35 protein-coding genes, 2 tRNA genes and 1 pseudogene are annotated in these 25,540 nt (G+C 70.3%); 27 read left to right on the top strand and 11 right to left on the bottom strand.

Annotation, left to right across the window (positions count from 1 at the left end; genetic code table 11):
- The first annotated feature begins 269 nt into the window (after positions 1-269).
- Complete coding sequence (locus BIV25_RS18155; RefSeq protein ID WP_071373381.1) at positions 270-1,535, top strand: amidohydrolase family protein; 1,266 nt, start codon at positions 270-272, stop codon at positions 1,533-1,535.
- 325 nt (positions 1,536-1,860) lie between these two features.
- Positions 1,861-2,517 (top strand): SDR family oxidoreductase, encoded by a 657-nt coding sequence (locus BIV25_RS18160; protein WP_071373462.1) that lies wholly within the window; start codon positions 1,861-1,863, stop codon positions 2,515-2,517.
- Between the two features lie 99 nt (positions 2,518-2,616).
- Here the strand turns inward: BIV25_RS18160 and BIV25_RS18165 are convergent, their stop codons facing one another.
- Both BIV25_RS18165 and BIV25_RS18170 read right to left on the bottom strand, forming a co-directional pair.
- On the bottom strand, positions 2,617-2,829 hold the full coding sequence (locus BIV25_RS18165) for a hypothetical protein (protein WP_071373382.1): 213 nt from the start codon (positions 2,827-2,829) through the stop codon (positions 2,617-2,619).
- Between the two features lie 42 nt (positions 2,830-2,871).
- On the bottom strand, positions 2,872-3,096 hold the full coding sequence (locus BIV25_RS18170) for a hypothetical protein (RefSeq protein ID WP_177235323.1): 225 nt from the start codon (positions 3,094-3,096) through the stop codon (positions 2,872-2,874).
- 167 nt (positions 3,097-3,263) lie between these two features.
- Here BIV25_RS18170 and BIV25_RS18175 point away from each other — a divergent pair, with 167 nt between their 5' ends.
- A complete protein-coding gene (locus BIV25_RS18175; RefSeq protein WP_256255904.1) occupies positions 3,264-3,476 on the top strand; it encodes a hypothetical protein in 213 nt (70 codons plus the stop codon).
- Positions 3,477-3,588: 112 nt separating this feature from the next.
- Here BIV25_RS18175 and BIV25_RS51080 read toward each other — a convergent pair.
- Positions 3,589-3,707 (bottom strand) — tRNA-Tyr (locus BIV25_RS51080).
- Between the two features lie 87 nt (positions 3,708-3,794).
- Here BIV25_RS51080 and BIV25_RS18180 point away from each other — a divergent pair.
- Both BIV25_RS18180 and BIV25_RS18185 read left to right on the top strand, forming a co-directional pair.
- Complete coding sequence (locus tag BIV25_RS18180; RefSeq protein ID WP_071373384.1) at positions 3,795-4,430, top strand: HAD family hydrolase; 636 nt, start codon at positions 3,795-3,797, stop codon at positions 4,428-4,430.
- A 38-nt stretch (positions 4,431-4,468) separates the two neighbouring features.
- Positions 4,469-4,708: a hypothetical protein gene (locus BIV25_RS18185; RefSeq protein WP_071373385.1), complete on the top strand. Its 240-nt coding sequence runs from the start codon at positions 4,469-4,471 to the stop codon at positions 4,706-4,708.
- Here BIV25_RS18185 and BIV25_RS18190 read toward each other — a convergent pair.
- The 4 genes from BIV25_RS18190 to BIV25_RS18205 form a co-directional block, all read right to left on the bottom strand.
- Entirely contained in the window at positions 4,705-5,556 is an 852-nt protein-coding gene (locus tag BIV25_RS18190) for an NAD(P)-dependent oxidoreductase (RefSeq protein WP_079176708.1), read from the bottom strand. The two genes, BIV25_RS18185 and BIV25_RS18190, sit on opposite strands and share 4 nt — an antisense overlap.
- Positions 5,553-6,125 carry a guanylate kinase gene (locus tag BIV25_RS18195; RefSeq protein ID WP_256255905.1) on the bottom strand — a complete coding sequence of 191 codons (573 nt, stop codon included), beginning with the start codon at positions 6,123-6,125 and terminating at the stop codon, positions 5,553-5,555. Before BIV25_RS18195 ends, BIV25_RS18190 begins: the two co-directional genes overlap by 4 nt.
- Before the next feature lie 11 nt (positions 6,126-6,136).
- Positions 6,137-7,150 carry an AAA family ATPase gene (locus BIV25_RS51085; protein WP_071373387.1) on the bottom strand — a complete coding sequence of 338 codons (1,014 nt, stop codon included), beginning with the start codon at positions 7,148-7,150 and terminating at the stop codon, positions 6,137-6,139.
- Between the two features lie 234 nt (positions 7,151-7,384).
- Positions 7,385-7,735, bottom strand: a complete 351-nt coding sequence (locus tag BIV25_RS18205; protein ID WP_071373465.1) for a winged helix-turn-helix domain-containing protein — start codon at positions 7,733-7,735, stop codon at positions 7,385-7,387.
- A 570-nt stretch (positions 7,736-8,305) separates the two neighbouring features.
- Between BIV25_RS18205 and BIV25_RS18210 the strand changes: the two genes are divergently transcribed.
- The 20 genes from BIV25_RS18210 (at position 8,306) to BIV25_RS18305 (ending at position 21,282) form a co-directional block, all read left to right on the top strand.
- On the top strand, positions 8,306-8,707 hold the full coding sequence (locus BIV25_RS18210) for a hypothetical protein (RefSeq protein ID WP_143076656.1): 402 nt from the start codon (positions 8,306-8,308) through the stop codon (positions 8,705-8,707).
- 130 nt (positions 8,708-8,837) lie between these two features.
- Entirely contained in the window at positions 8,838-9,020 is a 183-nt protein-coding gene (locus BIV25_RS18215; protein ID WP_071373389.1) for a hypothetical protein, read from the top strand.
- Between the two features lie 193 nt (positions 9,021-9,213).
- Positions 9,214-9,507 (top strand): hypothetical protein, encoded by a 294-nt coding sequence (locus tag BIV25_RS18220; RefSeq protein ID WP_071373390.1) that lies wholly within the window; start codon positions 9,214-9,216, stop codon positions 9,505-9,507.
- A complete protein-coding gene (locus BIV25_RS18225) occupies positions 9,504-10,520 on the top strand; it encodes a DUF2637 domain-containing protein (RefSeq protein ID WP_256255907.1) in 1,017 nt (338 codons plus the stop codon). Before BIV25_RS18220 ends, BIV25_RS18225 begins: the two co-directional genes overlap by 4 nt.
- Positions 10,517-11,167, top strand: a complete 651-nt coding sequence (locus BIV25_RS18230; protein WP_071373391.1) for a GGDEF domain-containing protein — start codon at positions 10,517-10,519, stop codon at positions 11,165-11,167. The genes BIV25_RS18225 and BIV25_RS18230 overlap by 4 nt, the downstream gene beginning before the upstream one ends.
- Positions 11,164-11,493 carry a hypothetical protein gene (locus BIV25_RS18235; protein ID WP_071373392.1) on the top strand — a complete coding sequence of 110 codons (330 nt, stop codon included), beginning with the start codon at positions 11,164-11,166 and terminating at the stop codon, positions 11,491-11,493. Before BIV25_RS18230 ends, BIV25_RS18235 begins: the two co-directional genes overlap by 4 nt.
- 23 nt (positions 11,494-11,516) lie before the next feature.
- Positions 11,517-11,756, top strand: coding sequence for a hypothetical protein (locus BIV25_RS18240; RefSeq protein ID WP_071373393.1), 240 nt, complete (start codon positions 11,517-11,519; stop codon positions 11,754-11,756).
- Between the two features lie 2 nt (positions 11,757-11,758).
- Positions 11,759-12,076, top strand: coding sequence for a hypothetical protein (locus tag BIV25_RS18245; protein WP_071373394.1), 318 nt, complete (start codon positions 11,759-11,761; stop codon positions 12,074-12,076).
- 2 nt (positions 12,077-12,078) lie between these two features.
- Entirely contained in the window at positions 12,079-12,423 is a 345-nt protein-coding gene (locus tag BIV25_RS18250) for a hypothetical protein (RefSeq protein ID WP_143076657.1), read from the top strand.
- Positions 12,424-12,501: 78 nt separating this feature from the next.
- Positions 12,502-12,840 (top strand): hypothetical protein, encoded by a 339-nt coding sequence (locus BIV25_RS18255; protein WP_071373396.1) that lies wholly within the window; start codon positions 12,502-12,504, stop codon positions 12,838-12,840.
- A 128-nt stretch (positions 12,841-12,968) separates the two neighbouring features.
- Positions 12,969-15,203 carry a cell division protein FtsK gene (locus BIV25_RS18260; RefSeq protein WP_071373397.1) on the top strand — a complete coding sequence of 745 codons (2,235 nt, stop codon included), beginning with the start codon at positions 12,969-12,971 and terminating at the stop codon, positions 15,201-15,203.
- Positions 15,204-15,344: 141 nt separating this feature from the next.
- Entirely contained in the window at positions 15,345-15,617 is a 273-nt protein-coding gene (locus tag BIV25_RS18265; RefSeq protein WP_071373398.1) for a hypothetical protein, read from the top strand.
- The gene (locus tag BIV25_RS18270; RefSeq protein WP_071373399.1) at positions 15,614-15,808 is read left to right on the top strand and encodes a hypothetical protein; all 195 of its coding nucleotides are present in this window, start codon (positions 15,614-15,616) and stop codon (positions 15,806-15,808) included. The genes BIV25_RS18265 and BIV25_RS18270 overlap by 4 nt, the downstream gene beginning before the upstream one ends.
- 13 nt (positions 15,809-15,821) lie before the next feature.
- Positions 15,822-16,418: a hypothetical protein gene (locus BIV25_RS18275; RefSeq protein ID WP_071373400.1), complete on the top strand. Its 597-nt coding sequence runs from the start codon at positions 15,822-15,824 to the stop codon at positions 16,416-16,418.
- Positions 16,415-16,603: a hypothetical protein gene (locus tag BIV25_RS18280; protein WP_071373401.1), complete on the top strand. Its 189-nt coding sequence runs from the start codon at positions 16,415-16,417 to the stop codon at positions 16,601-16,603. The genes BIV25_RS18275 and BIV25_RS18280 overlap by 4 nt, the downstream gene beginning before the upstream one ends.
- Positions 16,604-16,608: 5 nt before the next feature.
- Complete coding sequence (locus tag BIV25_RS18285) at positions 16,609-17,067, top strand: single-stranded DNA-binding protein (RefSeq protein WP_071373467.1); 459 nt, start codon at positions 16,609-16,611, stop codon at positions 17,065-17,067.
- Between the two features lie 88 nt (positions 17,068-17,155).
- Positions 17,156-18,109, top strand: coding sequence for a bifunctional DNA primase/polymerase (locus BIV25_RS18290; RefSeq protein ID WP_256255908.1), 954 nt, complete (start codon positions 17,156-17,158; stop codon positions 18,107-18,109).
- Entirely contained in the window at positions 18,106-19,473 is a 1,368-nt protein-coding gene (locus BIV25_RS18295) for a phage/plasmid primase, P4 family (protein ID WP_071373402.1), read from the top strand. Before BIV25_RS18290 ends, BIV25_RS18295 begins: the two co-directional genes overlap by 4 nt.
- A 238-nt stretch (positions 19,474-19,711) precedes the next feature.
- The gene (locus BIV25_RS18300; RefSeq protein ID WP_071373403.1) at positions 19,712-19,921 is read left to right on the top strand and encodes an AlpA family transcriptional regulator; all 210 of its coding nucleotides are present in this window, start codon (positions 19,712-19,714) and stop codon (positions 19,919-19,921) included.
- Complete coding sequence (locus BIV25_RS18305) at positions 19,918-21,282, top strand: tyrosine-type recombinase/integrase (RefSeq protein ID WP_071373404.1); 1,365 nt, start codon at positions 19,918-19,920, stop codon at positions 21,280-21,282. Before BIV25_RS18300 ends, BIV25_RS18305 begins: the two co-directional genes overlap by 4 nt.
- 153 nt (positions 21,283-21,435) lie before the next feature.
- Here BIV25_RS18305 and BIV25_RS18310 read toward each other — a convergent pair.
- Positions 21,436-21,517, bottom strand: a tRNA-Tyr gene (locus BIV25_RS18310).
- 226 nt (positions 21,518-21,743) lie between these two features.
- Here BIV25_RS18310 and BIV25_RS18315 point away from each other — a divergent pair.
- Positions 21,744-22,232, top strand: a complete 489-nt coding sequence (locus BIV25_RS18315) for a YajQ family cyclic di-GMP-binding protein (RefSeq protein ID WP_071373405.1) — start codon at positions 21,744-21,746, stop codon at positions 22,230-22,232.
- A gap of 109 nt (positions 22,233-22,341) precedes the next feature.
- Here BIV25_RS18315 and BIV25_RS18320 read toward each other — a convergent pair whose 3' ends face one another.
- Positions 22,342-22,608 (bottom strand): GlsB/YeaQ/YmgE family stress response membrane protein, encoded by a 267-nt coding sequence (locus tag BIV25_RS18320; RefSeq protein WP_071373406.1) that lies wholly within the window; start codon positions 22,606-22,608, stop codon positions 22,342-22,344.
- A gap of 154 nt (positions 22,609-22,762) precedes the next feature.
- Here BIV25_RS18320 and BIV25_RS18325 point away from each other — a divergent pair.
- Positions 22,763-24,006: pseudogene (locus BIV25_RS18325) on the top strand (APC family permease).
- A gap of 114 nt (positions 24,007-24,120) precedes the next feature.
- On the opposite strand, the gene BIV25_RS18330 reads toward BIV25_RS18325, so the two are convergent.
- Together BIV25_RS18330 and htpX are read right to left on the bottom strand one after the other, a co-directional pair.
- Positions 24,121-24,513 carry a YccF domain-containing protein gene (locus BIV25_RS18330; RefSeq protein ID WP_071373407.1) on the bottom strand — a complete coding sequence of 131 codons (393 nt, stop codon included), beginning with the start codon at positions 24,511-24,513 and terminating at the stop codon, positions 24,121-24,123.
- Positions 24,510-25,373: a zinc metalloprotease HtpX gene (gene htpX / locus BIV25_RS18335; protein ID WP_071373408.1), complete on the bottom strand. Its 864-nt coding sequence runs from the start codon at positions 25,371-25,373 to the stop codon at positions 24,510-24,512. The genes BIV25_RS18330 and htpX overlap by 4 nt, the downstream gene beginning before the upstream one ends.
- Between the last annotated feature and the right edge of the window lie 167 nt (positions 25,374-25,540).

A 25,540-nucleotide genomic window follows, 5' to 3' on the forward strand; every position in this document is an offset into this window, starting at 1 on the left:
CGGGTGCGGCCGACAGTGGCCGGGAGGGTTGCGGCACGCGCGCGTGGGCGTCGTTGCGCATGGCGTCTTCGGGAGAGGCGGGGCCACGCGGGCGGGCGACATGTGTACTGCCATGGGCGGACCACACCAGTACGACTATTGCGCTCCTGCGCATCCCGCGCGGCTCGCCACCCTAGGCTCGACTCGCTCTGCGTGATCTTGGGGGCAAAGCGCCCCCGCAGACCTCACGCGAGCCCGCCCCGAGCCCCCGGCCCCGACCCTGGAGCGCGATGCCCGACAGTCAGCCGCAGCCCCACCAGCCGTCGGACTTCCCGGGTTCCTCCGGGCCGTCCGACCCTGCCGCCCTGCTGCTGTGCGGGGCGCGGCTCACCGACGGCCGGACCGTGGACGTACGGCTGGGCGGCGGGCGCATCGAGGCGGTGGGCACGACCGGCAGCCTCGCGCCGGGACCGGCCCGTACGGGCGCCACACGCCTGGATCTCAGCGGCTATCTGCTCCTGCCGGCCCCGGCCGAACCGCACGCCCACGGCGACACCGCCCTGTCCGCCGAGCGCCCCGGGCCGGTGCCGTACGCGCCGGACGACGTCCAGCGCCGGGCGACGGAGGCGGCCCTGCTGCAACTCGGGCACGGGGCGACGGCGGTACGCGCACACGTACGCGTGGGCGACGTTCAGGGCCTCGGCGCATTGGGCGCCGTCCTCCAGGCGAGGCGGTCGCTGCGGGGGCTCGCGGAGCTGACGACGGTGGCGACGCCCCGCCTGCTGACCGGCGCGGCCGGGGCCGACGGGCTCGCGATGCTGCGCGACGCGCTGAAGATGGGCGCCGCCGTGGTGGGCGGCTGCCCCGACCTGGACCCCGACCCCGCCGGCTACGTCGAGGCGGTCCTGGAGTTGGCCTCCGAGCACGGCTGCCCGGTGGACCTGCACACGGACGCCGCCGACCCGGCCCGCCTGTCCCGGCTCGCGGCCATGGCAGGAGGCCTGCGCCCTGGCGTGACGATCGGGCCGTGCGCCGGGCTCGCGCGCCTGCCCGCCGAGGTCGCCGCCCGCGCCGCCGGCCAGCTCGCGGCGGCCGGGGTCACGGTGGTGTGCCTGCCTCAGGGCGGCTGCTGCGCCACCGACCGCCGGGGCACGCCTCCGGTACGACTGCTGCGCTCGGCCGGGGTGCGCGTGGCGGCCGGCAGCGGCGCCCTGCGCGACGTCTCCAATCCGGTCGGCCGTGGCGACCCCCTGGAGGCCGCCTACCTCCTCGCCTCCGCCCATGGCCTGCGTCCGGAGGACGCCTACGACGCCGTGAGCACCTCGGCCCGCGCGGTCCTCGGCCTGCCGGAGGTACGCGTGGAGGCGGGCTTCCCCGCCGACCTCCTGGCGGTGCGCGGCGACCGCCTCGCCGGCGCCCTCTCCCTGGCGTACAGCCGGATCGTGATCCACCGGGGGCGCGTGGTCGCCCGCACGAGCGCGGTCCGCGAGTACTGCAACTCGGCGGCGTCAGCGGAGCTGGGGCTGCCGCGGCAGGGGCGCGGCGAACTGTCGTAGCAGGCGCGCGGAGCACGAGGAGGGTGCAAGCCCTATGGGCGCACGCCTGCCGGGGGCATCTGCCGGAGGGGGTCGCAGACACGCGGAGCACGGACGACCAGGAAGCGCGGGGAGCAGCGAACACGTGCGGGGGCGCCGAGTAGGACGCGAGCACTCCGAGTCCGCGCGGGCTGTCGTACGTTTCGGCGAGGCGCACGGTCCGGACGCGCGCCCCACACCGCCTGCGCGCGCCCGGCGCGGGGCTGGGCGCGCGAGCCCGGCGCGCTCCGGCCATGCCGGTTAACCCGTGCGGCGGATGCGCGCCTTCGGGCGTACGGTCGGAATCATGCGCATTGTCATCGCTGGTGGTCATGGTCAGATCGCGCTGCGGCTGGAGCGTCTGCTCTCCGCGCGCGGGGAAGAGGTCGCGGGGATCATCCGCAAGTCAGAGCAGGGCAACGCTCTGCGGACGGCCGGCGCCGAGCCGGTCCTGCTCGACCTGGAATCCGCCTCGGTGGAGGAGGTCGCGGCGCATCTCCAGGGAGCCGACGCGGCGGTCTTCGCGGCCGGCGCGGGCCCGGGCAGCGGCACGGCCCGCAAGGAGACGGTGGACAAGGGCGCGGCCATGCTGTTCGCGGACGCGGCGGTACGGGCGCGCGTACGGCGCTTCCTGGTCGTGTCCTCGATGGGCGCGGACCCCGCGCACCAGGGCGACGACGTCTTCGACGCGTACCTGCGGGCCAAGGGCGAGGCCGACGCGTACGTGACCCGCCAGGAGGCCCTGGACTGGACGATCCTGCGCCCTGGCTCGCTGACGAACGACGCCGGTACCGGCCAGGTCCGCCTGGAGGCGCACACCGGGCGCGGGATGATCCCGCGGGACGACGTGGCGGCCGTCCTCGCGGAGTTGGTGGACACTCCTGCGACGACCGGCCTGACGCTGGAGCTGGTCAGCGGATCGCAGCCGGTGTCGGTCGCGGTGAAATCGGTGGCCGGGAACTGAGCCGGTTCACCGGCCGTTGAACAGTCGGAGCCACCACCGACCACCACTCCACCGGCCGCCACCTCGCCGCCCGCTGTCACTCCGTCAGCGGTCTCCGGGTCAGAACAGGGGCAGCTGCCCGGGAAACTCCGGTACGGCGTATCCGTCCAACGCCGGCTGGACCGCCCCGAGTTGCGCCTGCAGACGCGACCCGGCGCAGGAGACGAGTTCGCCGTTCTCCCGCGCCCCGGGCGGATCGTGCCGCGCGAAACGGCCCGCGACGACGGCGATGTCGCGGCGGCAGACGGGGCAGGTTCTGCGTCGGGAGGACATGCCGCCAGTGTGCCCGCACGCGAACGCGTGCGACAGCGCCGGTCAGGTGCGGGTCTCGGCCTCCCACCGGTCGGGCCCCACCCCGCGCCAGTCGATCAGAGGCGAGTCGGCCACCTGCTCCGGCTCCATCTCCAGCCCCGCCCGGCGCAGGAACTCCACCAGGTCCCGCAGGTCGTGTGCCAGGCCGAGGATCTCGCCGTCCACGCGGACGCGACGACCGCCGGTCGGGGACGGCAGGTGCACGGTGATGGGTCGCTTCCCGGCCATGGCTCCAGCATCGTCCGCGCCGCCGAACCCCGCACCCTGACCGGTCATCGCCGAATTCCCCTTTCATCGCTCATACGTTCGATTCTAGTGAAGGATGCCGGGAACGCGTTCCGGTGCTTCGCCAGGTCGGGGATCACTACAGTGATGAAATGTTCAAATCGCGCAAAGTGTATGAAGAAGACGCCTGGGACGGCATCGTCATCGACAAGACCCGCAAGGCGCCCGACGGTTCGAACCTCTACCACTACGTCGAAGTCCGCCTCCAGGACAGCACGACCACGAAGGCCCGCATCGACAAGGCCCTCTGGGAATCGCTGGCCATCGGCGACCGACTCGTCAAGGAAGCGGGCACCGCGGCCCCGGTCAAGGCGCACCCGTAGCCGACAGCGGACAGGCGCCAACCGGCGGCAGGGCCGGGCGGGGGCGCCGACCGGGAGAACGACGAGAGCCCCGTGATCTGCTCTCACAGATCACGGGGCTCTCGTTCCCGTGTGGCGGCGCCAGGATTCGAACCTGGGAAGGCTGAGCCGGCAGATTTACAGTCCGCCCAAGATCGCGCATCCGGGGCGTCACTGACCTGCGGAAACAGACGATGCGGCGCCAGAGCCGCCTTCAGCCGTCCACACCTCGTCCATAGCGCGCCAGGCGCCTACGCCTCCGCCAATCCGGCTCAGTAGTCGTCGCGTAGCGTCCGTCGTGTGCTGGCACTCTTCGACCTCGACAACACCCTGATTGACCGACAGGGCGGCTTGGACGCATGGGCGGGCGCCTTCGCTCGCTCCCGTGGACTGCCGGATCAGGCCGCGGCGCTCGTGACTGCCAGGCTGCGAGACCGGGCGTACCCCGAAGACTTCGATTACCTGCGAGACGTCCTACGGCTCGCGGACGGCGCTGAGGACCTGTGGCGTGAGTACGTCGACGGAGTGACTCGGTCGGTGCGCTGCTTTCCCGGGGTCCTGGAAGGTCTCCAAGAGCTCCGCCGCGAGGGATGGACACTGGGGATTGCGACAAATGGGGCGGTCGATATCCAGCGCGCCAAGCTTGACGTGACCGGGCTCACCGGGCTCTTTGACGGAGTCGCCATCTCGGAAGGTGTCGGAGCACGGAAGCCAGAGCACGCCCTCTTTGATGCCGCAGCCGCGGCCTGTGGCGTCCCGCTGAGCGCCGGAGGGTGGCTGGTGGGTGACAACCCCGCGACGGACATAGCAGGGGCACAGGCGGCCGGACTGCGGACTGCCTGGGTGGCCGGCGGCCGTGAATGGGCCGAGGGGCCCCGCGAGCCCGACCTCATCGTGTCGGGCGCCGCGGAGGCCATCGCCATGTTGCGGAGCTAGGCCGTGCCGCAACCAGGACACTCGCCTAACTTCAGTGCATGGACTTCAACATCACCGCAGAAGAGGAGGCCCTGGTCTTCCATGTGGCCTCCCTCCTCCAGTCTGGCCTCTCCCCCACGGATGATGACCTGGCGGAAGAGCTGGGCGATGAGGTCCGCCTTCTCCTCCAGTCCCTCCTAGATAAGGGCTGGCTCGTCATCGACAAGGAGCGAGAGCTGACGTTGTCGGTGATCGCGCGGGCTGCAGTGTCCAGCCGGAAGGATGTGGAGGGGCCTTAGACCCGCCCGCCGGGCGGGGCGGCGTGTAGCTCCGCGAGTACCTGAGCGAGTGCGGGCGAGGTGTCCTTTAGGCCCTCCCAGCGCTCCATGACCGTGGCGGCAGCGTCAGCTAGCTCAGGGGGCAAACCGACCTCTGCGAGCGCTTGTGCCGCCTCCCTCATCTCGGGGCCCCAACGCCAGGACCGAGCCGCGATCTTTGGGAAGTAGCCCGTCTCCGCCAGGTAGCTCGTCGTACGCCCCTGAGCGATGTCGAGTAGCTCCGCCTCCACCCCGTAGTCACTGGCGAGCGCGTATGCGACGGCGGCGAGAACACGGCTCGCCTTTTGGTAGCTGCTGTATGACAGCTTCAGGGCGGATGCCTGCCCGACGCCGCCGTCTAGCGACCGCGCCTGGACGGCGCTCCCGTCGAAGAGCTTGGCTACCCTCGGCACAGCCTCGCTCGGCCCCGAGAGGTACAGGCGCGGGCTCTTCGACGCCGACGGCGGCGAACCGATCACAGAGCCGTCAACGACCGTCGCCCTCGACGGTCGCATGATGTTGCTGATCCTCGTCATTGTCGCGGGGGAGACAGCGTTCCCGTCGACGTACGTCCCGGAGTACGAGCATGCGGCGACGGAACGCGCAACGTCTTCCGCGGCGGCGGGCGGGCACAGGCTCAGGATGACGTCCGCTCGGTCAGCCATCTCCGAGAGCCCACCAACGGCCGATAGCCCGTACTGCTCGGCTCGGTGCGCCGTTTCCGGGCTGCGTCCGGCAGAGCACCAGAGAACCTCTGCGCCGGACCGCCGTGCCTGAGCGGCGACGCCGGCGCCCATGCTGCCCGGATGCAGGATGCCAAGGACCGTCACCCGACAAGCTCCCGAATGTTCCGCGGTTCGGCCGGCGCACTCTGCGAGAGTGCTTCGACGATGGCGCGGGCCGACTCGCTTGGGCTGAGCACATCGGTCCGGAGGGTGAGGGTCCACGGCTCGTATTCGTGTGCCAAAAGGTCTTCCCTGGTCTCGTGCCAGACCTTCACGCGGGCATCGACGTCTTTGTCTCCGCGGCCGATGGAACGCGACTCCGTGGTAGCCAGGGGGCACCACAGGAGCACCCGAACCCAGTGCAGAGGAAAGGCCGCCACGGCCGTGGCGCCGACGACCTGGCCCATGTGGAGCACAGGTACGCGGCCATCCTCGACCAGGGCCGCGACGCCCTGCCGGTCGATGGCGTACTCAGCGTCGTATCGGGCGTTCCTGTAGAGGAGTTCCCCGGCTTGGGACAGCTCCTCAATGTGGTCCGGCGTTGTGAGCCGGTACCCGGTCGTACGGCCGGGCCCGGCCTTGAGCCGCTCGAAGAGCGCGAACTCAGGCCGTAGCCGGGTTAGCTCAGAGGTGATGGTGTCCTTCCCTGAGCCGGGAGGGCCGTACAGGATCACGCCTGACGGGCTCACAGTCCGCCTCCACTCAGCACGTCACGAGCCTCATCGACCAGGGCCACGGCGGCTCCAAGCCGGTTGTCGACAACGAAGTGCGGGCCCTGCGGACGGAACTCCACGTTGAGCCCTGCCGCGTATTCCTCCCACGCCTCCATCTTCCAAGCATCGCGGGCCGCGCCCCGGAACTCGATGTACTCACGCATCGATTCAATGTCGCACTCAACCCATATGGTCGCGAGCGAGACCCGCTTGGACCGGCAACGGTTCTGGAGACGCTGCATCCAGTCGGCTTGGGAAAACTCTTTGATGAACGGGGCGTCGAGGATTACGGGGATTCCGCAATCCAAGTTGTCCCATGCGGCCTCCATGAGGCAGCGATATTCCAGGGGGCGGACCTTCTCAAGGTACAGCTTCGAACTGCGGTCGTGCGCCTCGCCGCCCAACGAGACTAGAAGCTGGTCGACCAGTGGACGCGTGAGTGAGTCCTTGTCGAGGATCGGCCAGCCGGTAAGCCGGCCAAGAAATTTCGCGAACTCCGACTTACCTGATCCGGCGTACCCTCCGACCAGGATCATGGGTGGGCCGTCAGTGCTTGCCCCTGCTGTGGAGTTCCATGCGTTGACCACTCGATTGAGCAGAGCCTCGCTGTCCACGTCGCCTGTGCCTTCGTGGATGCTGCTCAGGGCTTTACGTACTGCGTCCGATTGGTCGGGGAGCTTTCGCTCGGCGGAAGCGGGTGCCGGCACGGATTCCACGGGGGCATCCTCTCCGGGCAGTGCTTTGCGGAAGCCGAGTTGAGCCTCGTTGCGACGATAGAGGCGGCAGTACGCCCGGCGATAATGCGGACCGGGAAATACCGAACCCTTTTCGTGGCCCCAGATCGTCTGGAAGTTTGCGGCAATCTTGAAGCCGTGACGCTCCGCAATTTCGCGAAGCTTTTCCCCCGTGTCTTCCAGGGTGAGCCCTATTTCCTCGCGGTGCATTCGCAGAAGATCGGGCTTCCAGTCTGGGTGCTTCCGAGCCATCTGCCCCTCCTAGATAGCTGGTCGGAGTCGCGAGTGTAGCGGCCCGACTAGTGCTGTGGAAATTCGTGATAGCGCATGTGTAAGCGGATGTATAAAACCGCTTGGATTTTCTCAGGTAGCGGGACGTGATACCGGTTTTCGCGCCTCGGCGGTGAACTTGAGCACACACCGAACGAGGAGGTTCAGATGCCCCGCGACACGGCCGTCCGGCCCGGCCCCCGGCTCGATAGAAGGTCAGTCCCCTTCCAGGACTGCGACGCGCCGCCGCAGGTCCCCAACCTCACTCCGCAGCTTCTCAACTTCCTCGCGCAGTTCGGTTACCGCCGCAGCCGGGTCGGCGAGTTGCGCAGCACGGCCGGCGTTGGGCGTCAGGAAGGCGCCTTTACCTTGGTGACTCACCGCAAGGCCGTCCGCCTTCAGCTGGTTGATAGCGGCACGGGCCACGGTGACCGTGGCGCCGTATTTCTCTTGAAGTTGCGCAAGCGACGGGAGCTGTCCGGTCTCGGCGAACTCGCCAGCCGCGATACGTCGCCGCAGGTCATCGGCCACCTGCTTGTAGGCAAACCTGCCGGTCCACTCGACCATCTGCACCCCAAGTTTCGTCACGGTCTCTGCCTCATAGTGCCCAAGTCGCAGAGGTAGAACCAGCGCCCCACGCTGCTTGTTCCGCGAGGGGACTTGACGCACTCTGCCTCACAGTGCACTCTGAGGCAGTGCTGGAGAGCAGCTCAGCCCCGAAAGGGACGGAGCGCTTGCACAACCCGTTTGACCTGCACGAATGCACAGGGCGGGGACGCTGCAATCCCGCTAAAGGCCAGGCACAACAGGGTTTCGGCCCGTACTGGCGAGGTGGCCCGGTGACCGCGAGCAACGGCCGGAGAGTGGGGACGTGGTCCCCCTTGCAGTGCGTATCCCCTGTTCAGCGGCCTGAAGGAGTGGGCGTGAGTCGACGAAAGCCATGGGCGCGGCCGTGACCGACCGGCACGGCGGCGCCGTTCCATCACCCGGTCCGTGAGCACCTCGGAGTGCGGCGGCCAACCGGTCACCTTCTACCGAATCGCGGCGGCTAGCGCCGCGCCGGTTGCTCGCCCTGTCCGTCCGAGCGCTCTGCGGAGCGATCCCGTACGGACGGGGTCGAGAGGAGCCGGAGCCCCGGTGTCCACAACAACTTTCGAGGGGGAACCTTCCATGCTGCTCGCCATCGGTGACGTCGTCCGTATCCGCAGTGACAAGTCCCTGGGCACGGTCGTCGGAGTCGCTACTCACGACTCCGGGAACGTGGTCGACATCCAGGTGAACGACCTCGTATTCCGCCCGGTGCGCCCGGCGAACATCGAGTTGGTCGCACGCGGCTTCAAGCCGATGACCTCCGGCCGCGCAGTGGCCACGCTGCTGTTCTTCGTGCTCGGCATCGCGTTCGCGGTCACCAACAGCGTCTACGTCCGCGACCTGGGCGCCAACTGGTCGACGGTCGCCTTCGTGGCCATCACCTCGTTCACCGCCACCACCGGCGCTTTGATCAACCTGTTCAACCGCCCGCGCCGGGTCCGGGTCTGACCCGCAGCCGCGCTGGTCGCCACCGTCTGACCCCGCACCACCGCCCCGGCATCCCGCCGTGAGGGCGCCGGATCGAATCCGGCCCGGGGCACGCACTGCCACTCATCCACCGAGCAGGAAGAAGCCTGACGTGAACCGTATCTACCGCTTCACCGCGACAGTCACCGACTTGGACACAGGCAAGACGGAGGAGGTCTCCGACACCGCGACCTTCGACCACTTCATGGTCACCCGGCATGAGGCCGAGGTTGCCATCGGCCGTGAGTTCGCCAGCCAGCGCAAGACCGCCCGCAACATCCGCATCACCGGCTGATCGAACCGCGCCGGCGCTTCCAACTCCCACCCGGAACATCCAGCCCTGGTCTCGGCATGACGCTGCCGGATCGAATCCGGCCCGGGGCGCTCTCCCCGCCGCACTCGCGGCAGGGGATTTCGGAGCGGTCGTCGTCTCACCACACGCCTGCGGCCCCTCCGGCTCCCAGTCCCTCCGTATCAGGAGCCCTCCCATGCGCACGTATATCGGCGGTCATCAGGCCGTCTCCGTGAACGACTTCATTGAACTGGCCCTGGGCACCCCGGCTGAGCTGTGGCTCGGGGTGGAGGGCGAGACCGACGAGGAGCGCGCGGCCCGGCTGGACGCCGCGCGCGACATCCTCGCCGAGAACCCCGACCTTCCGGACGACGTGAGCCGGGTGGTCGCCGAGGTGATCGAGGCGCACGCCCCGGAGCTGTTCAACGTCGTCCCGCTGACCCGCCCGGCCGGACGCCGGCGGCCGTCGCGAAAGGGAGCGGCGGCATGAACGCCGCCGAGACGACACAGACCGCGGAACGTCCGGCGGTCCCGCCGCTGACGAAGCCTGAGATGGGTCTTGCCGGTGTCGGCGCGCTCGCTGCCGCCGCGGTCGGAGCCCTGGGCCTGGTCTCCTCCTTCGACGCGGTGTCTCTCGCCGCTGCCCGGTGGGGCTTCTCTCAGCCGCACATCCTGCCCATCGCGATCGATGTGGCCATTCCGGTGTTCACGCTGGCCAACCTGCTGTTGATCCGGCTGGACATGGCGTTGGCGTGGGTGCGGTTCGTGCCCTGGGTACTCACCCTGGTCACCTGCTGGCTGAACGTCGCCGCTGGGCACTCCCTGTCGGCGAAGGTGGCGCACGGCACGATGCCGCTGCTGTGGGTGGTCTTTTCCGAGATCGGCGCGCACGTCTACGCCGTGCGGATCGGCGCGGTGACCGGTCGGCGTATGGAGAAGATCCGGTTCTCTCGCTGGCTGCTGGCCCCCGCGCCCACGTTCGCTCTCTGGCGTCGGATGACGCTGTGGGAGGTCACCTCCTACAGCGACGCCCTCGCGCTGGAGAGGGAAAGGCTGCTGGCCCGCGCGGACCTGCGGGAGCGCTACGGCCGCACGTGGCGCCGTCAGACCCCGCGCCGCGAACGCGTCTTGCTGCGACTGGGAGAACTGGCCCCGGCCGCCGCCGACATGAAGCCCGACCCGACGCCGGAGCCGGAACAGGCCCCGGCGGAGCCGAAGCGCGAGGCGCCCAAGCCGCCGCGCAAGCGGCCCGCCAGGGGCAAGGCCAAGACGCCACAGCGCACGCCGGCCGAACTGCTCGCCGAGGCCCGGACCGTCACAGCCGACTGGACGAACGCCGAGATCAACGCCGAGGCGCTGCGCAAGGCCCTGCACTGCGGCGCCCGTCCCGCCCGGGAGGTGCGGGATGCGCTGCTCGACGAGCGTGCCGCGAGTTACCCCCTGTACGCCGCCCTCTCCCCGGAAGACGAGGCTGAGAGCGTCGCTGAGGGGGTGGCCGCGTGAACACCCTGGCCACGGTCCTGCTGTCCGCGCTGCCCCTCGCCGTCGGTTGGGCGGTCCACGTGTGGTGGCTGCGAGGCTGCCTGAACACCGCCCGGCGTGACCCGCTCACCGGGTTACGCACCCGCGACGGCTTCACCCGCCGCGCCACAACCCTGCTCAAGGACCCGCGCGCGGTCGTCGTGCTGGCCGACGTCGACAAGTTCAAGCACATCAACGACACCCACGGGCACGCCGCCGGGGACGCCCTGCTGAAGGCGACCGCCGATCGGCTCGCCCACCACGTCGGCCGTACCGGGGTCGCCGGGCGGCTCGGGGGCGATGAGTTCGCCGCCGTCCTGCTCGACGACCACGGCAGCGCGGCTGATCTGCTCGCCGTGCTACACGGAGTGCTCGCCCGCCCGGTCGACGGCCAGGACCCGGCGGTCCGTACCACGGTCAGTCTCGGGTGGGTGCGCGCCGCGGACTTCCCCGGCGACGATCTGTCCGGCCTGCTGCGGCGGGCGGATGAGGCGATGTACGCGGCCAAGCAAGGCCGCGCCGGTACCCGCCGCGCGGGGCTCGGCTGGCTGTTCGCTACCGTCGCCGGCCGCCGGGCGGGCCGGACTGGCGCCCGCACCGATGCCCCGGTCGTGGGGGTGGCGGCATGAAGTCTCAGCCGCTCGCCGCGGTGGACGTCTGGCGGCCGGTGATGGAGGTGGCGGGCTACCGCTGCCAGTGCACCGGCCAGTGCGGCAACCCGCACGCCAAGACCGAAGGCCGCTGCCCGCACGAGCACGACCACTACACCAGCAAGCACGGGCGCCACGTGCGGCTGATGGCCGCCCCACCCGACCCGCTCGCCCGCCACGTGGCGGCGGCGGGACTCCCGGCGAGCGAGCTGCGCGCCTGGTGCCCCGACTGCCACGGCGCCGCGGCCCGGCTCGCCCGCAAGACAGCGCCCGCCGATGACGCGCCGGCCCTGTTCGACCTCTGACCTGAGCCGAAAGGACCCATGTCATGGGCCTGTACGACCGGATCATGAGCGCCACCAACGACCCGACCACCGCCCTGAAGGTCAACTCTGCCGCCCAGGGCGCGGCACGCCTGGCCACCGACACCGGTCACTCCGGTCTCGCCGCGGCCGCCGCTGCCGGAGCGGCTCTGTTCGCGGCCGTCGACACCGTCATGCACGCCCCGAAGGCGACCGACGGCCCCTACGCCACCTTCACCACCGACACCCGCCCTGGGAGGCACTGACCATGGCCAAGCCCGACACCCGCCGCCTGGACCGTGCGATCGAGCAGACCGCCCGCAAGCTCAAGGCCGTTCAGGAACGCGAGATGTGGCCGCTGACCGGCCCTGAGCGACGCACCATCCTCGCCGCGCTGGCCGGCGGCTCATACAAGGTCCTGCGCGGGAACAACCCCGCGCGTGCCGACCGGAAGCTGAAGACCGCGTGGGGCTCGGCCGAGACGCGGCTGACCGCGGAGATCACCGCCCTTCGGACGGAGCGGCAGAGGATCGTGCACGAGGCCGCCACCGCGAAGGCCGCGAAGAAGTCCTCGGGGTGGTGGTGACCGTGGCCGGTAAGAACACGCTGAGCCTGAAACGGATCACCGATCTGTTCCGCGGCTCGGGTGGCTCCATGCATCAGCCGCTCCCCGCCGACTCGGCGCGGTTCGTCTGTCTGTCGGGCAGCAACTTCGGTATCCACGGCGTGATCCCGGCGTCTCGGGCCCGCTTCACGGTCAGCCGGCGCCGAGCGTGGGGACACGACGTCCGCGCCTATCCGACCACCGGCCGCGACGGCACCCCGTTCACGGTCATCTACACCCGCGTCGCCTACGCCGACGCCCCCGGCCTTGAAGCCCTGATCACAGTCTTCGAGTTCCCCGCCGGCAGCACACTCCCGCCCGGCATGTAGCCAGACGAGCCCGGCCGCCCACCTCCTCCAGCGTCGGCCGGGCGCCACCCTCCCGCCGATTTCGGAAGGAACTTGCGCATGACTATCCAGACCGTCCGGGAGCAGGGCCCCGCCATCCGCGCGCTGTCCCGGCTCCTGTCCGAGCATCCCGACCTGACAAGCCACGACTTCGAGGTAGGCCGCATCATCACCTCCCGCGGCGCGGCCCTGGGCATCTCGGTGTCCCTGCACGAGGCGATGGGCCACACGCGGGCCGACCTCGACGCCTGGCGGGCGGCCCTGGCCATCCCCGCCCACGCGGTGACCTCCCGCCCGGCCGTCACCCCCGGCCTTGAGGTCATCGACGCCTACGGCTCCTACGCCGGCGTCACCGTCCTCATCCGCCTCTTCGACGCCGCGCACGCCAAAGCCGTCTGAACAAGGCGAACACATCGTTCGTCTTCCTGCGCCCTTCCAGGGCTGACCCTTCTGTGCACGGGCCCGGCCGCCCACCTCCTACAGCGACGGCCGGGCCTTCCCTCCCGCCATTCCGGAAGGAAGTCTCAGTGAACCACCCCGACGACAACGAACTCTTCAACCGACTCGAAGCCGAGATGGCCGCCGACTCCCACCCAGACCCTGGCGGCGAAGTGGTCGACCTCGACAAGGCCCGATCCGCGCGCGCCGAGTCGACCGACCCGAGCGCCCGGCCGGATGCCGACCGGTCGCCCGACTCCGGCGCGGGTCGGTCGGGTGCCGAGTCGGCCGACCCGACCGTCCGTGTGATGGTCGACCAGCCGACCCCGAGGGCCACCGGTCCGGGCTACCTCGGTCGGCTCGCCGGAGCCCGGCGCCGGGCGGTCGTCCCGGAGTGGCTGCGGTCGGTGGCGGAACTCAGGACGGCGTCCGCCTGGGTGGCCCGGCACTACGCGCACACCGCCGGGTACCACACGCTGCGGGCCCCGGTCTACGCCGCCCGCCTCACCCTCCAGGCCCCGACCGGCGCCGCCCGGTTCATCGGCGGCACCATGCGGTGGGCGGCCGACCGCGAGGGCGAGCCGGTCCGACTCGCAGCCGTCCGCCGCGAGGACGCGGCCGAGTACCTGAAGCTGTCGCGGCAGCGGGACGGCCGGGTCCGACTGCGCACCCTCGTCACCGTGCTCGCCCTGTTCGTCGGCACCGGTGCCGCACTCGCCATGTACGTGCTCGCCCCCGAGTGGCTTCAGGCGGTGTCGGTGAGCGCGGTCGTGATGGCGCTCGGTTTCGTCGGCCGCCGCCCGGACGCCCCGGTCATCCATAGGGCTGTGGAGATGCCCAAGGCGACCAAGCTCACCAGTGACATCGTGCTGCGCGCCCTGGGAGCTCTGGGCATCCCGGCGATCAACCAGGCGCAGGGCAAGGGGCGGGACGGGTTCGAGTTCACCGCCCCGATCACCCGCGACGGCCCCGGCTGGCGCGCGGAGGGGAACCTCCCCTACGGCGTCACGGTGACCGACGTCATCGAGCGCCGCGACCGGCTCGCCTCCGGCCTGCGCCGCCCGCTGGGGTGCGTGTGGCCCGAAGCCGTGCCCGACGAGCACACCGGGCACCTGGTGCTGTGGGTGGGCGACCAGGACATGAACCAGGCCAAGAAGCCCGCGTGGCCGCTGGCCAAGTCCGGGACGGTGGATCTGTTCAAGCCGGTCGCCTACGGCACCGACCAGCGCGGACGCTGGGTCGAAGTCACGCTCATGTACATCGCGGGGATCATCGGCGCCATCCCGCGCATGGGCAAGACGTTCCTTCTTCGTCTGCTGCTGCTCATCGCGGCCTTGGACCCGCGCGCCGAGCTGCATACCTACGACATGAAGGGCACCGGTGACCTGGACCCGGTCGGCAACGCCGTCTCCCACCGGCATGCCGCCGGCGACGACGACGAAGCGATCGGCTACGTGCTCAACGACTTCCGCGCGCTGCGGGAGGAACTGCGGCGCCGCACCAAGGTGATCCGCTCTCTGCCCCGCGACATCTGCCCGGAGTCGAAGGTGACCAGCCAGCTTGCCGACAAGCGCTCGCTCGGGCTGCACCCGATCGTGATCGGGGTGGATGAGTGCCAGGTGCTGTTCGAGCACCCCGACCACTCCAAGGAGTTCGAGGAGATCGCCACCGACCTGGTCAAGCGCGGCCCGGCCACTGGCATCGTGCTGCTGCTCGCCACGCAGCGCCCGGACGCCAAGGCGCTCCCGACCGGGATCAGCGCGAACGCGTCGGCCCGCTGGTGCCTGAAGGTCATGGGTCAGCTGGAGAACGACATGGTGCTCGGTACGTCCGCGTACAAGCGCGGGGTGCGGGCGACCATGTTCGCCTGGGGCGACAAGGGCATTCACTACTTCGTCGGTGAAGGCTCGGACGCCCGGATCGTCTCCTCCGTCTACGTGGACGCCCCCGGCGCCGACGCCATAGGCGCCCGCGCCCGCAGGGTCCGTGAGAAGGCCGGACTCCTGTCCGGCTACGCGGCCGGGGAGGCACCCGAGCCGGTCACCAGCGGCTACGACCTGCTCGCCGACATCCTCGCCGTCGTGGCAGCCGACGAGCCCAAGGCGTGGTCCGAAACGGTCGTCGCCCGGCTCGCCGAGCTGCGCGAGGACGTCTACGGCGGATGGGACCCCGAGTCCCTGGCCGCCGCGCTGAAGCCGCACACCGTCTCCACGATCCAGGTGGGCCGCCGGATCAACGGCAAGGTCGTCAACCGGCGCGGTATCGACCGCTCCCACATCACCGCCGCGATTGCGGAGCGTGACGGAAAGCGGGACGTCGGCTGAGGCTCCGGGGCCGCTAGCGCTAGCGGCACACCCCGCTAACGTTAGCGGCCCCGCTAGCGCCCCAAACCCGATCTGATCAGGCCGCTAGCGGATAGCGGCCCACCTGCGGAAACCCCTGAAAACCGCCTGGAAGGGCCCCTGATGACCCCCATCCTCCTTGCTATCGCCTGCCTGCCCATAGTCACCCTGAGTTACGGCGGGCTGTGTGCGGCCTCGCCGTTCGGCAACTGCCGCAAGTGCCGCGGCATGGGCCACCAGCTCAAGACCGACCGCAAGGGACGCCTCAAGCGCGGCAAGGACTGCCGCCGCTGCCACGCCACCGGCAAGCGCATCCGCGCCGGCCGCTGGCTCTACAACCGGTGGGCCCGCATCTACCGCGCGGGCACCGACACCCGCCCGGAGGTGTCGCGGTGACCCTCACCATCTCGGCCGTGCTGCTGTTCGGCATCGCCTCCGTCTTCGCCATCAAGACCAGGTCGACCGGCGCGGGCGCCGCGGTGCTGCTGTTCCTCTTCGGGTTCTTCACCGCCGGGACCGGCGCCTACGGCCCCATTCACGACCTGGTGGCGTCCTTCGCCCGGTTCCTGTCCCAGCTCGGCCACTGACCGGAGGCATCCCGTGAACGAACCCATCGTCGTGCGGCACTGGCTCACCACCGCCGCACCCAAGGCCGCCCCCGCCGTCGCCACCACGACCGTGCTCGCGCTGGCCCGGATCTGGAACGCCAATGGCGCCGAACACTCCGTCGGCAACGCCGCCCTCATGACCGTCCTCGCCGCCGGAGCGGCAGCCGGCGGCGCCTCCCTGGCCCGCGCCGGTGAGCCCGTGCTCGCCGCCACCGGCTACGCCGTCTCCGGCAGCCTCGCACTGGCGGGCGTCGCCGGGTACTCCGACGGCCTGTCCCTGCCGGTGCTGCTGTGGGCGCTGGCCACCGTGCTCGCCTACTGCTTCGCCGCCCGCCACTGGCGCCAGGACCGCCGCGAAACGGTCGCGTACGAGCGGGACGTGAGCGAGCGGCGGGAGGAACGCGCCCACATCGAACGCGTCGAGACCATCCGCGCCACCACGCAGATCGAGGTGGCCCGCGCCGGAACCGTCTACGCCGAACAGCTCGCCGCCGCGCTCATCACGCGCGCCACGCTGCCCGGCTTCGACCCCACCGCCCTGGAAGCCGCGGGGCTGCCGGAGCTTCCGGCCGCGCGGGAGGGCCGGTGACGTTCGAGATCCGCGTCATCTGCCGACCCGACGACGTCGACCGCATCCGTCAGGCGCTGGCCGCCGCGTTCGAGACCGGCGCCGCGCGCCGGTACCCCACCCGCGACGGCAAGCGGCTGCGGCTGTACGTGACCGCCGATCACCGCCACTCCAGCACCCACCTTGCTCACACCGAAAGCGAGTGATCCCCATGGCCGTGGGAGAGACCCCCATCACCGTCGTCGGCAACCTCACCGACGACCCCGAACTCCGCTTCACCCCCTCCGGGGCGGCACTGGTCAAGTTCTCCGTCGCCTCCACCCCGCGCACCTACGACAAGACCTCCGGCCAGTGGCAGGACGGCACCGCGATGTTCCTGCGCTGCACCGCCTGGCGCGACCTGGCCCAGCACATCGCCGAGACCCTGACCAAGGGCATGCGCGTAGTCGTCACCGGCCGCCTGCGTCAGCACAACTGGCAGACCGAGCAGGGAGAGAACCGCTCGATGCTCGGCCTGGAAGTCGACGACATCGGCCCCTCACTTCAGTTCGCCACGGCCAAGGTCGAACGCGTCCAGCGCAAGGGCGCCGCCACCGCCCCGGCCGCCGACCCGTGGAACACCGCCGCCCCCGCCGGCGAGCGGCGGCCGGGCGACGAGCCGCCGTTCTAGATACGCCCGGGGCGGGCGCCGTCTCACCACAAGCCTGCGCCCGCCCCGGTTCTCCAGTCCCTCCGCAGAGAATCAGGAGACCCCCAGCATGGCCCAACACGCGGCATTCGGCGAGGGCCCATCGGCCCGGACCACCCAGACGAGCCGCGCCCCCTTCCGCCTCCCGCCCGGCGCCGGTGAGCGCCTGCGCACCGCCCTGGCCCTGGCAGAAGCGGGGGTTCCGGTGCTGCCCCTGCGGGAGGGCAAGGGGCCGTTCGGCAACTGCCGCGCCTGCACCCGCGGCGTCTGCGGCGGCCGTCCCAACATGAAGAGCGCAGGGACCTGCCGATGCCCCGCCCCGTGCCACGCCTGGGCAGCCGCGACCACCGACCCCCGCGTGATCACCTCCCCCGCGTGGGCTGCGGCATGGCGTGCGGCCGGGACGGTCGGCTACCACCCCGCCGGATGCGGGCTCACCGTCGTGGACCTGGACAACGCCCGCGCCGTTACCTGGGCACGCCAGACGCTCCCGGCCACCCGGACCGTTCCCACCACCCGCGGCGAGCACTGGCTCTACCTGGGCACCATGCAGTCCGCCAACGCCGTCCGGCCCGGCGTGGACATCAAATCCCGCATGGTCTACGCCCGCTGGCTCGGACCCGGCACCGGCACCATGACCGGTCTGCCGTCCACCGTCCGCGCCCTGGTGGTGAAGGAAGAGGCCACCCCCGCGCGCGCTGGGGTGGCCTCTTCCCTCCCCGCGCGCGTCACCTGGGACCGGTCCGTGGCCCACGGATGCCGCCACACCGAGCGCTACATCCGCACCGGCCTGGAACGCGGCCTCGCCATGGTCACCGCCCACACCGAATCCGGCGCCGGATCACAGGCATTCGGCGTGGCCCGGTTCCTAGCCGCCCAGCACACCCAGTGCCCCGGACCCTGCGGCCTGGACGCCATCGGCGAAGAGATCGTGGCCGCGGCCGTCGCCGTCGGCGTCCCCGAGCCGTACGCACAGCGAGCCGTCGCCAACGGCCTCGCCACCGGCAAGGAGCACGCCGCATGACCGCCGAGGAACTGCCCGCACCCTCCAACCCGCTCGCCGTCGCCCGCCGCATCCTGCCCGACTGGCAGACCGAGGACGGACACCTGACCCGCCGGCGCTGGCGCGGCTCGTGGATGCGCTGGACCGGCACCAGTTGGCGCGAGCTGGACGACGCACAGGTGCGAGCCCACATGTACGAGCGCCTTGAGCACGTGGTCTACCAGGCGCCCGGTAAGGACGGACAACCCGAGGAACGCGACTGGGCACCGACCAAGCAGAAGATCGGCAACCTGCTCGACGCGCTCGGGGCGATCACGCTTCTGCCGACCGACACCGATGTCCCCGCCTGGCTCGACGGCCAGGCAGACGGCGGCCCGATCGTGGCGTGCGTGAACGGACTGCTCCGGATCCGTGACCGGCAGCTTCTGCCGCACACCCCCGGCTTCTTCAACCTCGTGTCCGTGCCCTTCGCCTACGACCCGGACGCCACGGCGCCGGCCTGGGAACGGTTCTTGGCGCAGATCTGGCCCGACGACGCCGACGCGATCACCGCGCTTCAGGAGTGGTTCGGCTATGTCCTCTCCGGCCGCACCGACCTGCAAAAGATCCTGCTCATCGTGGGTCCGTCCCGCTCCGGCAAGGGCACGATCGCACGAGTACTGAAAGCGCTGGTCGGCAAGGAGAACCTTGCCGGGCCGACGCTCGCCGGGCTGGGCACGAACTTCGGGATGTCGACCCTGATCGGGAAATCGCTGGCGGTCATCTCCGACGCCCGACTGTCCGGCAACGACAACAGCCAGGTGGTGGAGCGGCTGTTGACCATCTCCGGTGACGACACGATCGACGTGGACCGCAAGTTCCGCGAGCAGTGGACCGGCAAGCTGCCGTCCCGGCTGATGATCCTGTCCAACGAACTGCCGCACTTCGGCGACTCCTCCGGCGTCATCGCGAACCGGTTCGTCCTGCTCAGCATGCGGGTGTCGTGGCTGGGCAAGGAAGACCCCACCCTCACCGACCGCCTCACCGCCGAAATGCCCGGGATTCTGAACTGGGCCCTGGAAGGACTCGCCCGCCTTCAGCGCACCAGCCGGCTCACCGAACCCGCTTCCAGCCGTGAAGCGGTCACCACCATGCGGGACTCCGCCTCACCCACGTCCGCGTTCGTCCGCGAACGCTGCACCACCGGTCCCACGTGCAGTGTGGCCGTGGACGACCTGTGGGCCGTCTGGCGGGAGTGGGCCGAGGACAACGGCGTCCGCTCCGGTACGAAACAGCTCTTCGGCCGCAACCTCCTGTCCGTCATCCCACAGCTCAACCGCACCCGCCCCCGCGCCCCTTCAGGCGAGCGGATCGCCACCTACAACGGCATCACCCTCGCCGGTTGAGCCCACAATCCGCCGGGTCGCGGCCCATCGCGGCCCACCCCGCCTGAGCTGCGCTTTTCCCACACCTCACAACCGGCCCATCGCGGCCCACCGCTTCCAGGCCGTGGGCCGCGATGGGCCGCACGAAACCGCCACAAAGCCGCAGGTCACAGCCTTGGGCCGCGATGGGCCGCGACCCACAGCATTGTGACGCCAACCACACCCCGCCCGGTCCTCTCGCCCGAGGAGAGAACACCGTATGAGTACCCCGACCCGTAAGCGCCGCACGCCGAAAGACGAACTGGTGCCCCTGAGTGAGGCACTGGAAGAACTCCGTATCAGCCGCGCCACTTGGTACCGGTGGCGCAACCACGGCTACGCGCCGGAGGCCCGGCGCACGCCGTCCGGCCGCATCTGCCTACGCCGCAGTGTCCTGGACGCCTTCAAGGATGAATTGGAAGCCGCGTGACTGAGTGGAGCTACACCGTCAAGATCTGGGCTATCCGCAAGCGTGACTACCGGAAGCCCTATCAAGTCCGCTGGAAGGTGGGCACCAACCCACACGCGGAGTCGTTCCTCACTTTGGGCCTGGCGGAGAGCCGCCGGGCCCAGCTCATCACCGCGGCCCGCGAGGGCGAGCCGTTCGACGTGGACAGCGGATTGCCGAAGTCCATGGTCGTGAAGGAGCGGGACATCTCGTGGTACGACCACGCCCGCAACTACATCGACATGAAGTGGGACCACTCCCCCGCCTCCACGCGCCGCACGCTGGCCGAAGCGATGGCAACCGTGACGCCTGTGTTCGTGAAGGACACCAAAGGCATACCGAACGCCAGAGTCGTGCGACAGGCCCTGTACAGCTGGGCATTCAACAAGAACCGCTGGACCGAGGAGACCCCCGCCGACGTGGCCAAGGTGCTGGAGTGGTTCAAGCGCAAGTCGCTACCCACGTCTGCCCTGTCGGATCTCCTGCTGGCACGGGCCGCTCTCAACGCCGTGTCCCTGAAGCTGGACGGGACAACCGCAGCGGCAGGAACCATCAGCCGAAAGCGCGCGATCTTCTACAACTCGCTGGAGTACGCCGTAGAGGCCGAACTCCTCGCCGACAACCCGCTCATCCGCCTCAAATGGAAGGCCCCGGAGCAGGTAGTAGAGGAAGTCGACCCCGAGTGTGTACCGAACCCCGAGCAGGCGGCCAAACTGCTGGCCGCCGTACGGGATCAGAGCCCGCGTGGCCGCCGACTAGTGGCGTTCTTCGGCTGCATCTACTACGCGGCGGCGCGGCCGGCCGAAGTCATCGGTTTGAGGCGCCGTGACTGCGACCTGCCCCGGCGCGGGTGGGGGCTGCTCCGACTGAGGGAAACTCGCCCCCGGTCCGGCGCCGCCTGGACGGACAGCGGTGAGGCGCACGACAAGCGGGGGCTCAAGCATCGGCCCCGGCGAGCCGTCCGTCACGTACCGATCCCGCCCGAGCTGGTCGCCCTGCTGAGGTGGCACCTCACCGCGTACGGCACCGCCCCGGACGGCCGCGTGTTCCAGACCATGAGGGGCGGGTTGGTCCAGGACACGGGCTATGGGGAGGTCTGGGCTGAGGCCCGTTCGCGGGCCCTGGCCCCTGGGGAGTTCGAGTCGGTGTTGGCCAAGCGCCCGTATGATCTTCGCCATGCTGCGGTGTCCACGTGGCTCAGCTCTGGAGTAGAGCCTCAGCTCGTGGCGGAGCGCGCGGGCCACAGTGTGGCGGTGCTCTTCCGGGTGTACGCCAAGTTCCTCAAGGACGGGGACGACGCGGCAAACGCCAAGATCTCCGCCAGGCTGAGGCAGGCTGGCTGACCGGCCAGAAATCCCGTCCACGCTCCGTCCACGCACACCGAGATACGGCGTTCGAACGCGAGACAGCGTGAGACAGTCTGCTGATCACCCAGGGATACGACAAGGGTCCCGTGACCTGCTGTTCTCGCAGGTCACGGGACCCTTGCTCCCGTGTGGCGGCGCCAGGATTCGAACCTGGGAAGGCTGAGCCGGCAGATTTACAGTCTGCTCCCTTTGGCCGCTCGGGCACACCGCCGGGTTGTGCTGCCACCGAACCCGCTTCTCGGCGGTGCTCCCTGGCAACGACGTAAACAATACCCGATGCAGGGGGGTGCTTCGCCACCCGGTTGATCTCCACCTCTCGGCTCCCAGGGTGGCTAGGCTGGTGCGGATGCGGCCCGGTGACATGCCGGGCCCGGCGGCCGCCGCCGCGCACGCCGGCACGCACCCGATTCGCACCCCGATCCAAGGAGCCACAGGACATGGCCGACTCCAGTTTCGACATCGTCTCGAAGGTCGAGCGGCAGGAGGTCGACAACGCCCTCAACCAGGCCGCCAAGGAGATCTCGCAGCGCTACGACTTCAAGGGCGTGGGCGCCTCGATCTCATGGTCCGGTGAGAAGATCCTCATGGAGGCGAACTCCGAGGACCGGGTGAACGCTGTCCTCGACGTCTTCCAGTCCAAGCTGGTCAAGCGCGGTATCTCGCTGAAGGCGCTGGACGCCGGCGAGCCCCAGCTGTCCGGCAAGGAATACAAGATCTTCGCGTCGATCCAGGAGGGCATCTCCCAGGAGAACGCGAAGAAGGTGGCGAAGATCATCCGCGACGAGGGCCCGAAGGGCATCAAGGCGCAGGTCCAGGGCGAGGAGCTGCGCGTCACCTCCAAGAGCCGCGACGACCTCCAGACCGTGATCGCGCTCCTGAAGGGCAAGGACTTCGACTTCGCGCTCCAGTTCGTGAACTACCGCTAGGACACCGGCGGAAACGGCGACAGCGAGCGCAACGGCAGGGGTGGGCCGCCCGGTTCCGGGCGGCCCACCCCTGCCGTGTCCCATGGGGCCGGGTCACGTCCCACGGGGCTCAGTCGCGTGAGTTTCCGAACAGGATGCGATAGACGATCAGCAGCACCAGCGAGCCGCCGACGGCCGCGGCCCAGGTGGCACCGTCGTAGAAGTTCTTGGTGATCGGGTGGTGCAGCCAGCGGGCCGAGATCCAGCCGCCGATGAACGCCCCCGCGATACCGATGAGGGTCGTACCGATGAGGCCGCCGGGGTCACGTCCCGGCAGGAGGACCTTGGCGATGACTCCGGCCACCAGGCCGAGGATGATCCAAGCGATGATGCTCATGCCGTGAACCTGCCCTTCCCAGCTGTCCTCGCACTGTCCGGCCGCTGAGGATCCGGTGAGGACTCGCTGTCCACGCGCGCGTGTTCGTGTCGCGTCGATGGAGAGGACGTCACAGGCCCCTCACCTGGTTGCGACGGTCGGTGGGGTGCGGCGCATGACAGCATCCGGCACGGGCCTGCGGCGCACGCTGGGCGTACGCGACGCCGTGGTCGTCGGTCCCGGCTCGGGGATCGGCGCCGGTGCCTTCTCGGCCCTGGGTCCGGCCGCCCACGCGGCCGGGTCGGGTCTGCTGCCCGGACTGGCGTTCGCGGCCGCGCCGGCCTACTGCGACGCCATGTCCACGGGCCGTCTCGCCGCTCGCTGTCAGGCCTCCGGCGGGACGTACGTGTACGGCAGGGAGCGGCTGGGCGCCTTCTGGGGTCATCGGGCGGGCTGGGCGTTCGTGGTCGGGCAGGACGGCGTCCTGTGCGGCCATGGCGCCCACCGTGGGCGCCTACGTCTGGCCGGAGCAGGCGCACCCGCCGGCGGTCGCGGCGGTGGTGGGACTGACGGCCGTGAACTACGGCGGGATCCAGAAGTCGGCGTGGTTGACGCCGGTGATCGTGGCTGTCGTGCCGGCCGTGCTCGCGGCCGTGGTCGTCGTGTGCCTCGCCTCGGGGGGCCGGCGCCGAACGGCCGGACATCGGGCTCTCGTCGGGCGCGGGCGGCGTGCTCCAGGCGGCCGGGCTGCTGTTCTTCGCGTTCGCCGGGTACGCGCGGATCGCGGCACTCTGCGAGGAGGTACGGGATCCGGCGCGGACGATCCCGCGCGCCGTCCCGCTGGTCCTCGGGGTCACATTGGTGGTGTACGCGTGCGTGGCCGTCGCCGCGCTCGCCGTCCTCGGCCCGGATCGGCCGGGGCAGGCGGCGGCGCCGCTGGCCGACGCCGTGCGGGCGGCCGGAGCGCCGTGCCTCGTGCCGGTGGTGCGCGCGGGGGCCACGCCGGGTTCGTTGCTCGCGCTGATCCTCGGAGTGTCCCGTACGACGCTCGCCATGGCCCGGGACGGACATCTGCCCGGGACGCCGACGGCCGTGCATCCCCGGTTCCGGGTGCCGCACCGGGCGGAGCCGGCCGTGGGCCTGGTGGTCGCCGTACTGGCCGCGACGGTGGACGTGCGCGGCGCGATCGGCTGCTCGTCCTTCGGCGTGCTGGCCTACTACGCCGTCGCCAACGCCTCCGCGTGGACGCTGAGTCCGGCCCCGCTGCCCCGGGTCGTACCCGTGGCGGGCCTGCTGGGTTGCGCCACGCTGGCGTTCGCGCTGCCCGCCGGTTCGGTCACGGCGGGAGCGGGCGTACTCGTGGCGGGTGCGGCAGCCTACGGCGTACGGCGGTGGTGGGCGGACCTGCGCGGGGCGTGACGCGCCGTCGGAGCAGCTGTGACGGCACGCCGCGCCGACAAGCCGTCCTCGGGCTCTGTCAGCCACACACGTACGCACACGCACGCGCGTGCGGCCCGCCGGCCGTCCACCTGCTCAGCGGCTCGCGAACGGCTGGTCCGTGGGGACGATCTCGCGGCCAAGCGGCAGCAGGGAGACCGGGATCAGCTTGAAGTTGGCGATGCCGAACGGGATGCCGATGATCGTGATGCACAGGGCGATACCGGTGACGATGTGGGCGATCGCCAGCCACCAGCCGGCCAGGATCAGCCACAGGACATTGCCGATGCAGGAGGCGGCACCCGCGTCCCGGCGCTCGACCGTGGTGTACCCGAAGGGCCACAGGGCGTAGAGGCCGATACGGAAGGCCGCTATGCCGAAGGGGATACCGATGATGGTGATGCACAACAGCACGCCTGCGAACAGATAGGCCAGGAACAGCCAGAAGCCGCTCAGGACGAGCCAAATGACGTTCAGGATGGTCTTCACCGGGTGCGTCCTGCCATCTTCTCGAGCCGGGCGATGCGGTCCGCCATCGGCGGGTGCGTGGAGAACATCTTCGTCAGTCCCTGGCCCGCGCGGAAGGGGTTCGCGATCATCATGTGGCTGGCGGTCTCGATCCGGGGCTCGGGCGGCAGCGGCAGTTGCTGCGTGCCCACCTCCAGCTTGCGCAGGGCACCGGCGAGGGCCAGCGGGTCACCGGTGAGCTGGGCGCCGGAAGCGTCCGCCTCGTACTCGCGGGAGCGGCTGATGGCCAGCTGGATGAGGGTGGCCGCGAGCGGGCCGAGGATCATGATCAGGAGCATGCCGAGCAGCCCGGGGCCGTCGTCGTCGTCCGAGCGGCCGACCGGGATGAGCCAGGCGAAGTTCACCAGGAACATGATCACCGAGGCGAGGGCGCCGGCGACCGAGGAGATGAGGATGTCCCGGTTGTAGACGTGGCTCAGCTCGTGCCCGATCACGCCCCGCAACTCGCGCTCGTCCAGCAGACGGAGGATGCCCTCGGTGCAGCACACCGCGGCGTTGCGCGGGTTGCGGCCCGTGGCGAAGGCGTTGGGGGCCTCCGTGGGCGAGATGTAGAGGCGGGGCATGGGCTGGCGGGCCTGCGTGGACAGCTCGCGGACCATCCGGTAGAGCGCGGGCGCCTCGAACTCGCTGACCGGGCGGGCGCGCATCGCGCGGAGCGCCAGCTTGTCGCTGTTCCAGTACGCGTACGCGTTCGTGCCGAGCGCGATGAGGACGGCGACGATCAGGCCGGTGCGGCCGAACAAGCTGCCGATGACGATGATGAGCGCGGACAGTCCCCCGAGGAGTACTGCGGTCCTGAGCCCGTTGTGCCGGCGGTGCACCGTACGCCCTCCAAATCCGTGCAGCTGGGGAACACTTTGGTCCAGTGGACCCTCCCGCTTGTGACAACGCCAGGCGGCGGTCACGAGTTCCCTGTGTCCGTGCGGGCGTCGCTCGGCTGTACGGGTGACGTGCGGTTTCACTCTCCCCCGCGCGCGTGGGCACGGAT

The sequence above is a fragment of the Streptomyces sp. MUSC 14 genome, from assembly GCF_001866675.1.
In the GTDB taxonomy this organism is placed as follows: Bacteria; Actinomycetota; Actinomycetes; order Streptomycetales; family Streptomycetaceae; genus Streptomyces.

Bases quoted from the DNA above. Each gene is read 5' to 3' on its own strand.
- BIV25_RS18155 (WP_071373381.1), top strand. From the start codon at position 270: ATGCCCGACAGTCAGCCGCAGCCCCACCAGCCGTCGGACTTCCCGGGT.
- BIV25_RS18160 (WP_071373462.1), top strand. From the start codon at position 1,861: ATGCGCATTGTCATCGCTGGTGGTCATGGTCAGATCGCGCTGCGGCTG.
- BIV25_RS18165 (WP_071373382.1), bottom strand. From the start codon at position 2,829: ATGTCCTCCCGACGCAGAACCTGCCCCGTCTGCCGCCGCGACATCGCC.
- BIV25_RS18170 (WP_177235323.1), bottom strand. From the start codon at position 3,096: ATGGCCGGGAAGCGACCCATCACCGTGCACCTGCCGTCCCCGACCGGC.
- BIV25_RS18185 (WP_071373385.1), top strand. From the start codon at position 4,469: ATGGACTTCAACATCACCGCAGAAGAGGAGGCCCTGGTCTTCCATGTG.
- BIV25_RS51085 (WP_071373387.1), bottom strand. From the start codon at position 7,150: ATGGCTCGGAAGCACCCAGACTGGAAGCCCGATCTTCTGCGAATGCAC.
- BIV25_RS18205 (WP_071373465.1), bottom strand. From the start codon at position 7,735: ATGGTCGAGTGGACCGGCAGGTTTGCCTACAAGCAGGTGGCCGATGAC.
- BIV25_RS18220 (WP_071373390.1), top strand. From the start codon at position 9,214: ATGCGCACGTATATCGGCGGTCATCAGGCCGTCTCCGTGAACGACTTC.
- BIV25_RS18225 (WP_256255907.1), top strand. From the start codon at position 9,504: ATGAACGCCGCCGAGACGACACAGACCGCGGAACGTCCGGCGGTCCCG.
- BIV25_RS18235 (WP_071373392.1), top strand. From the start codon at position 11,164: ATGAAGTCTCAGCCGCTCGCCGCGGTGGACGTCTGGCGGCCGGTGATG.
- BIV25_RS18240 (WP_071373393.1), top strand. From the start codon at position 11,517: ATGGGCCTGTACGACCGGATCATGAGCGCCACCAACGACCCGACCACC.
- BIV25_RS18245 (WP_071373394.1), top strand. From the start codon at position 11,759: ATGGCCAAGCCCGACACCCGCCGCCTGGACCGTGCGATCGAGCAGACC.
- BIV25_RS18255 (WP_071373396.1), top strand. From the start codon at position 12,502: ATGACTATCCAGACCGTCCGGGAGCAGGGCCCCGCCATCCGCGCGCTG.
- BIV25_RS18265 (WP_071373398.1), top strand. From the start codon at position 15,345: ATGACCCCCATCCTCCTTGCTATCGCCTGCCTGCCCATAGTCACCCTG.
- BIV25_RS18285 (WP_071373467.1), top strand. From the start codon at position 16,609: ATGGCCGTGGGAGAGACCCCCATCACCGTCGTCGGCAACCTCACCGAC.
- BIV25_RS18290 (WP_256255908.1), top strand. From the start codon at position 17,156: ATGGCCCAACACGCGGCATTCGGCGAGGGCCCATCGGCCCGGACCACC.
- BIV25_RS18295 (WP_071373402.1), top strand. From the start codon at position 18,106: ATGACCGCCGAGGAACTGCCCGCACCCTCCAACCCGCTCGCCGTCGCC.
- BIV25_RS18300 (WP_071373403.1), top strand. From the start codon at position 19,712: ATGAGTACCCCGACCCGTAAGCGCCGCACGCCGAAAGACGAACTGGTG.
- BIV25_RS18315 (WP_071373405.1), top strand. From the start codon at position 21,744: ATGGCCGACTCCAGTTTCGACATCGTCTCGAAGGTCGAGCGGCAGGAG.
- BIV25_RS18320 (WP_071373406.1), bottom strand. From the start codon at position 22,608: ATGAGCATCATCGCTTGGATCATCCTCGGCCTGGTGGCCGGAGTCATC.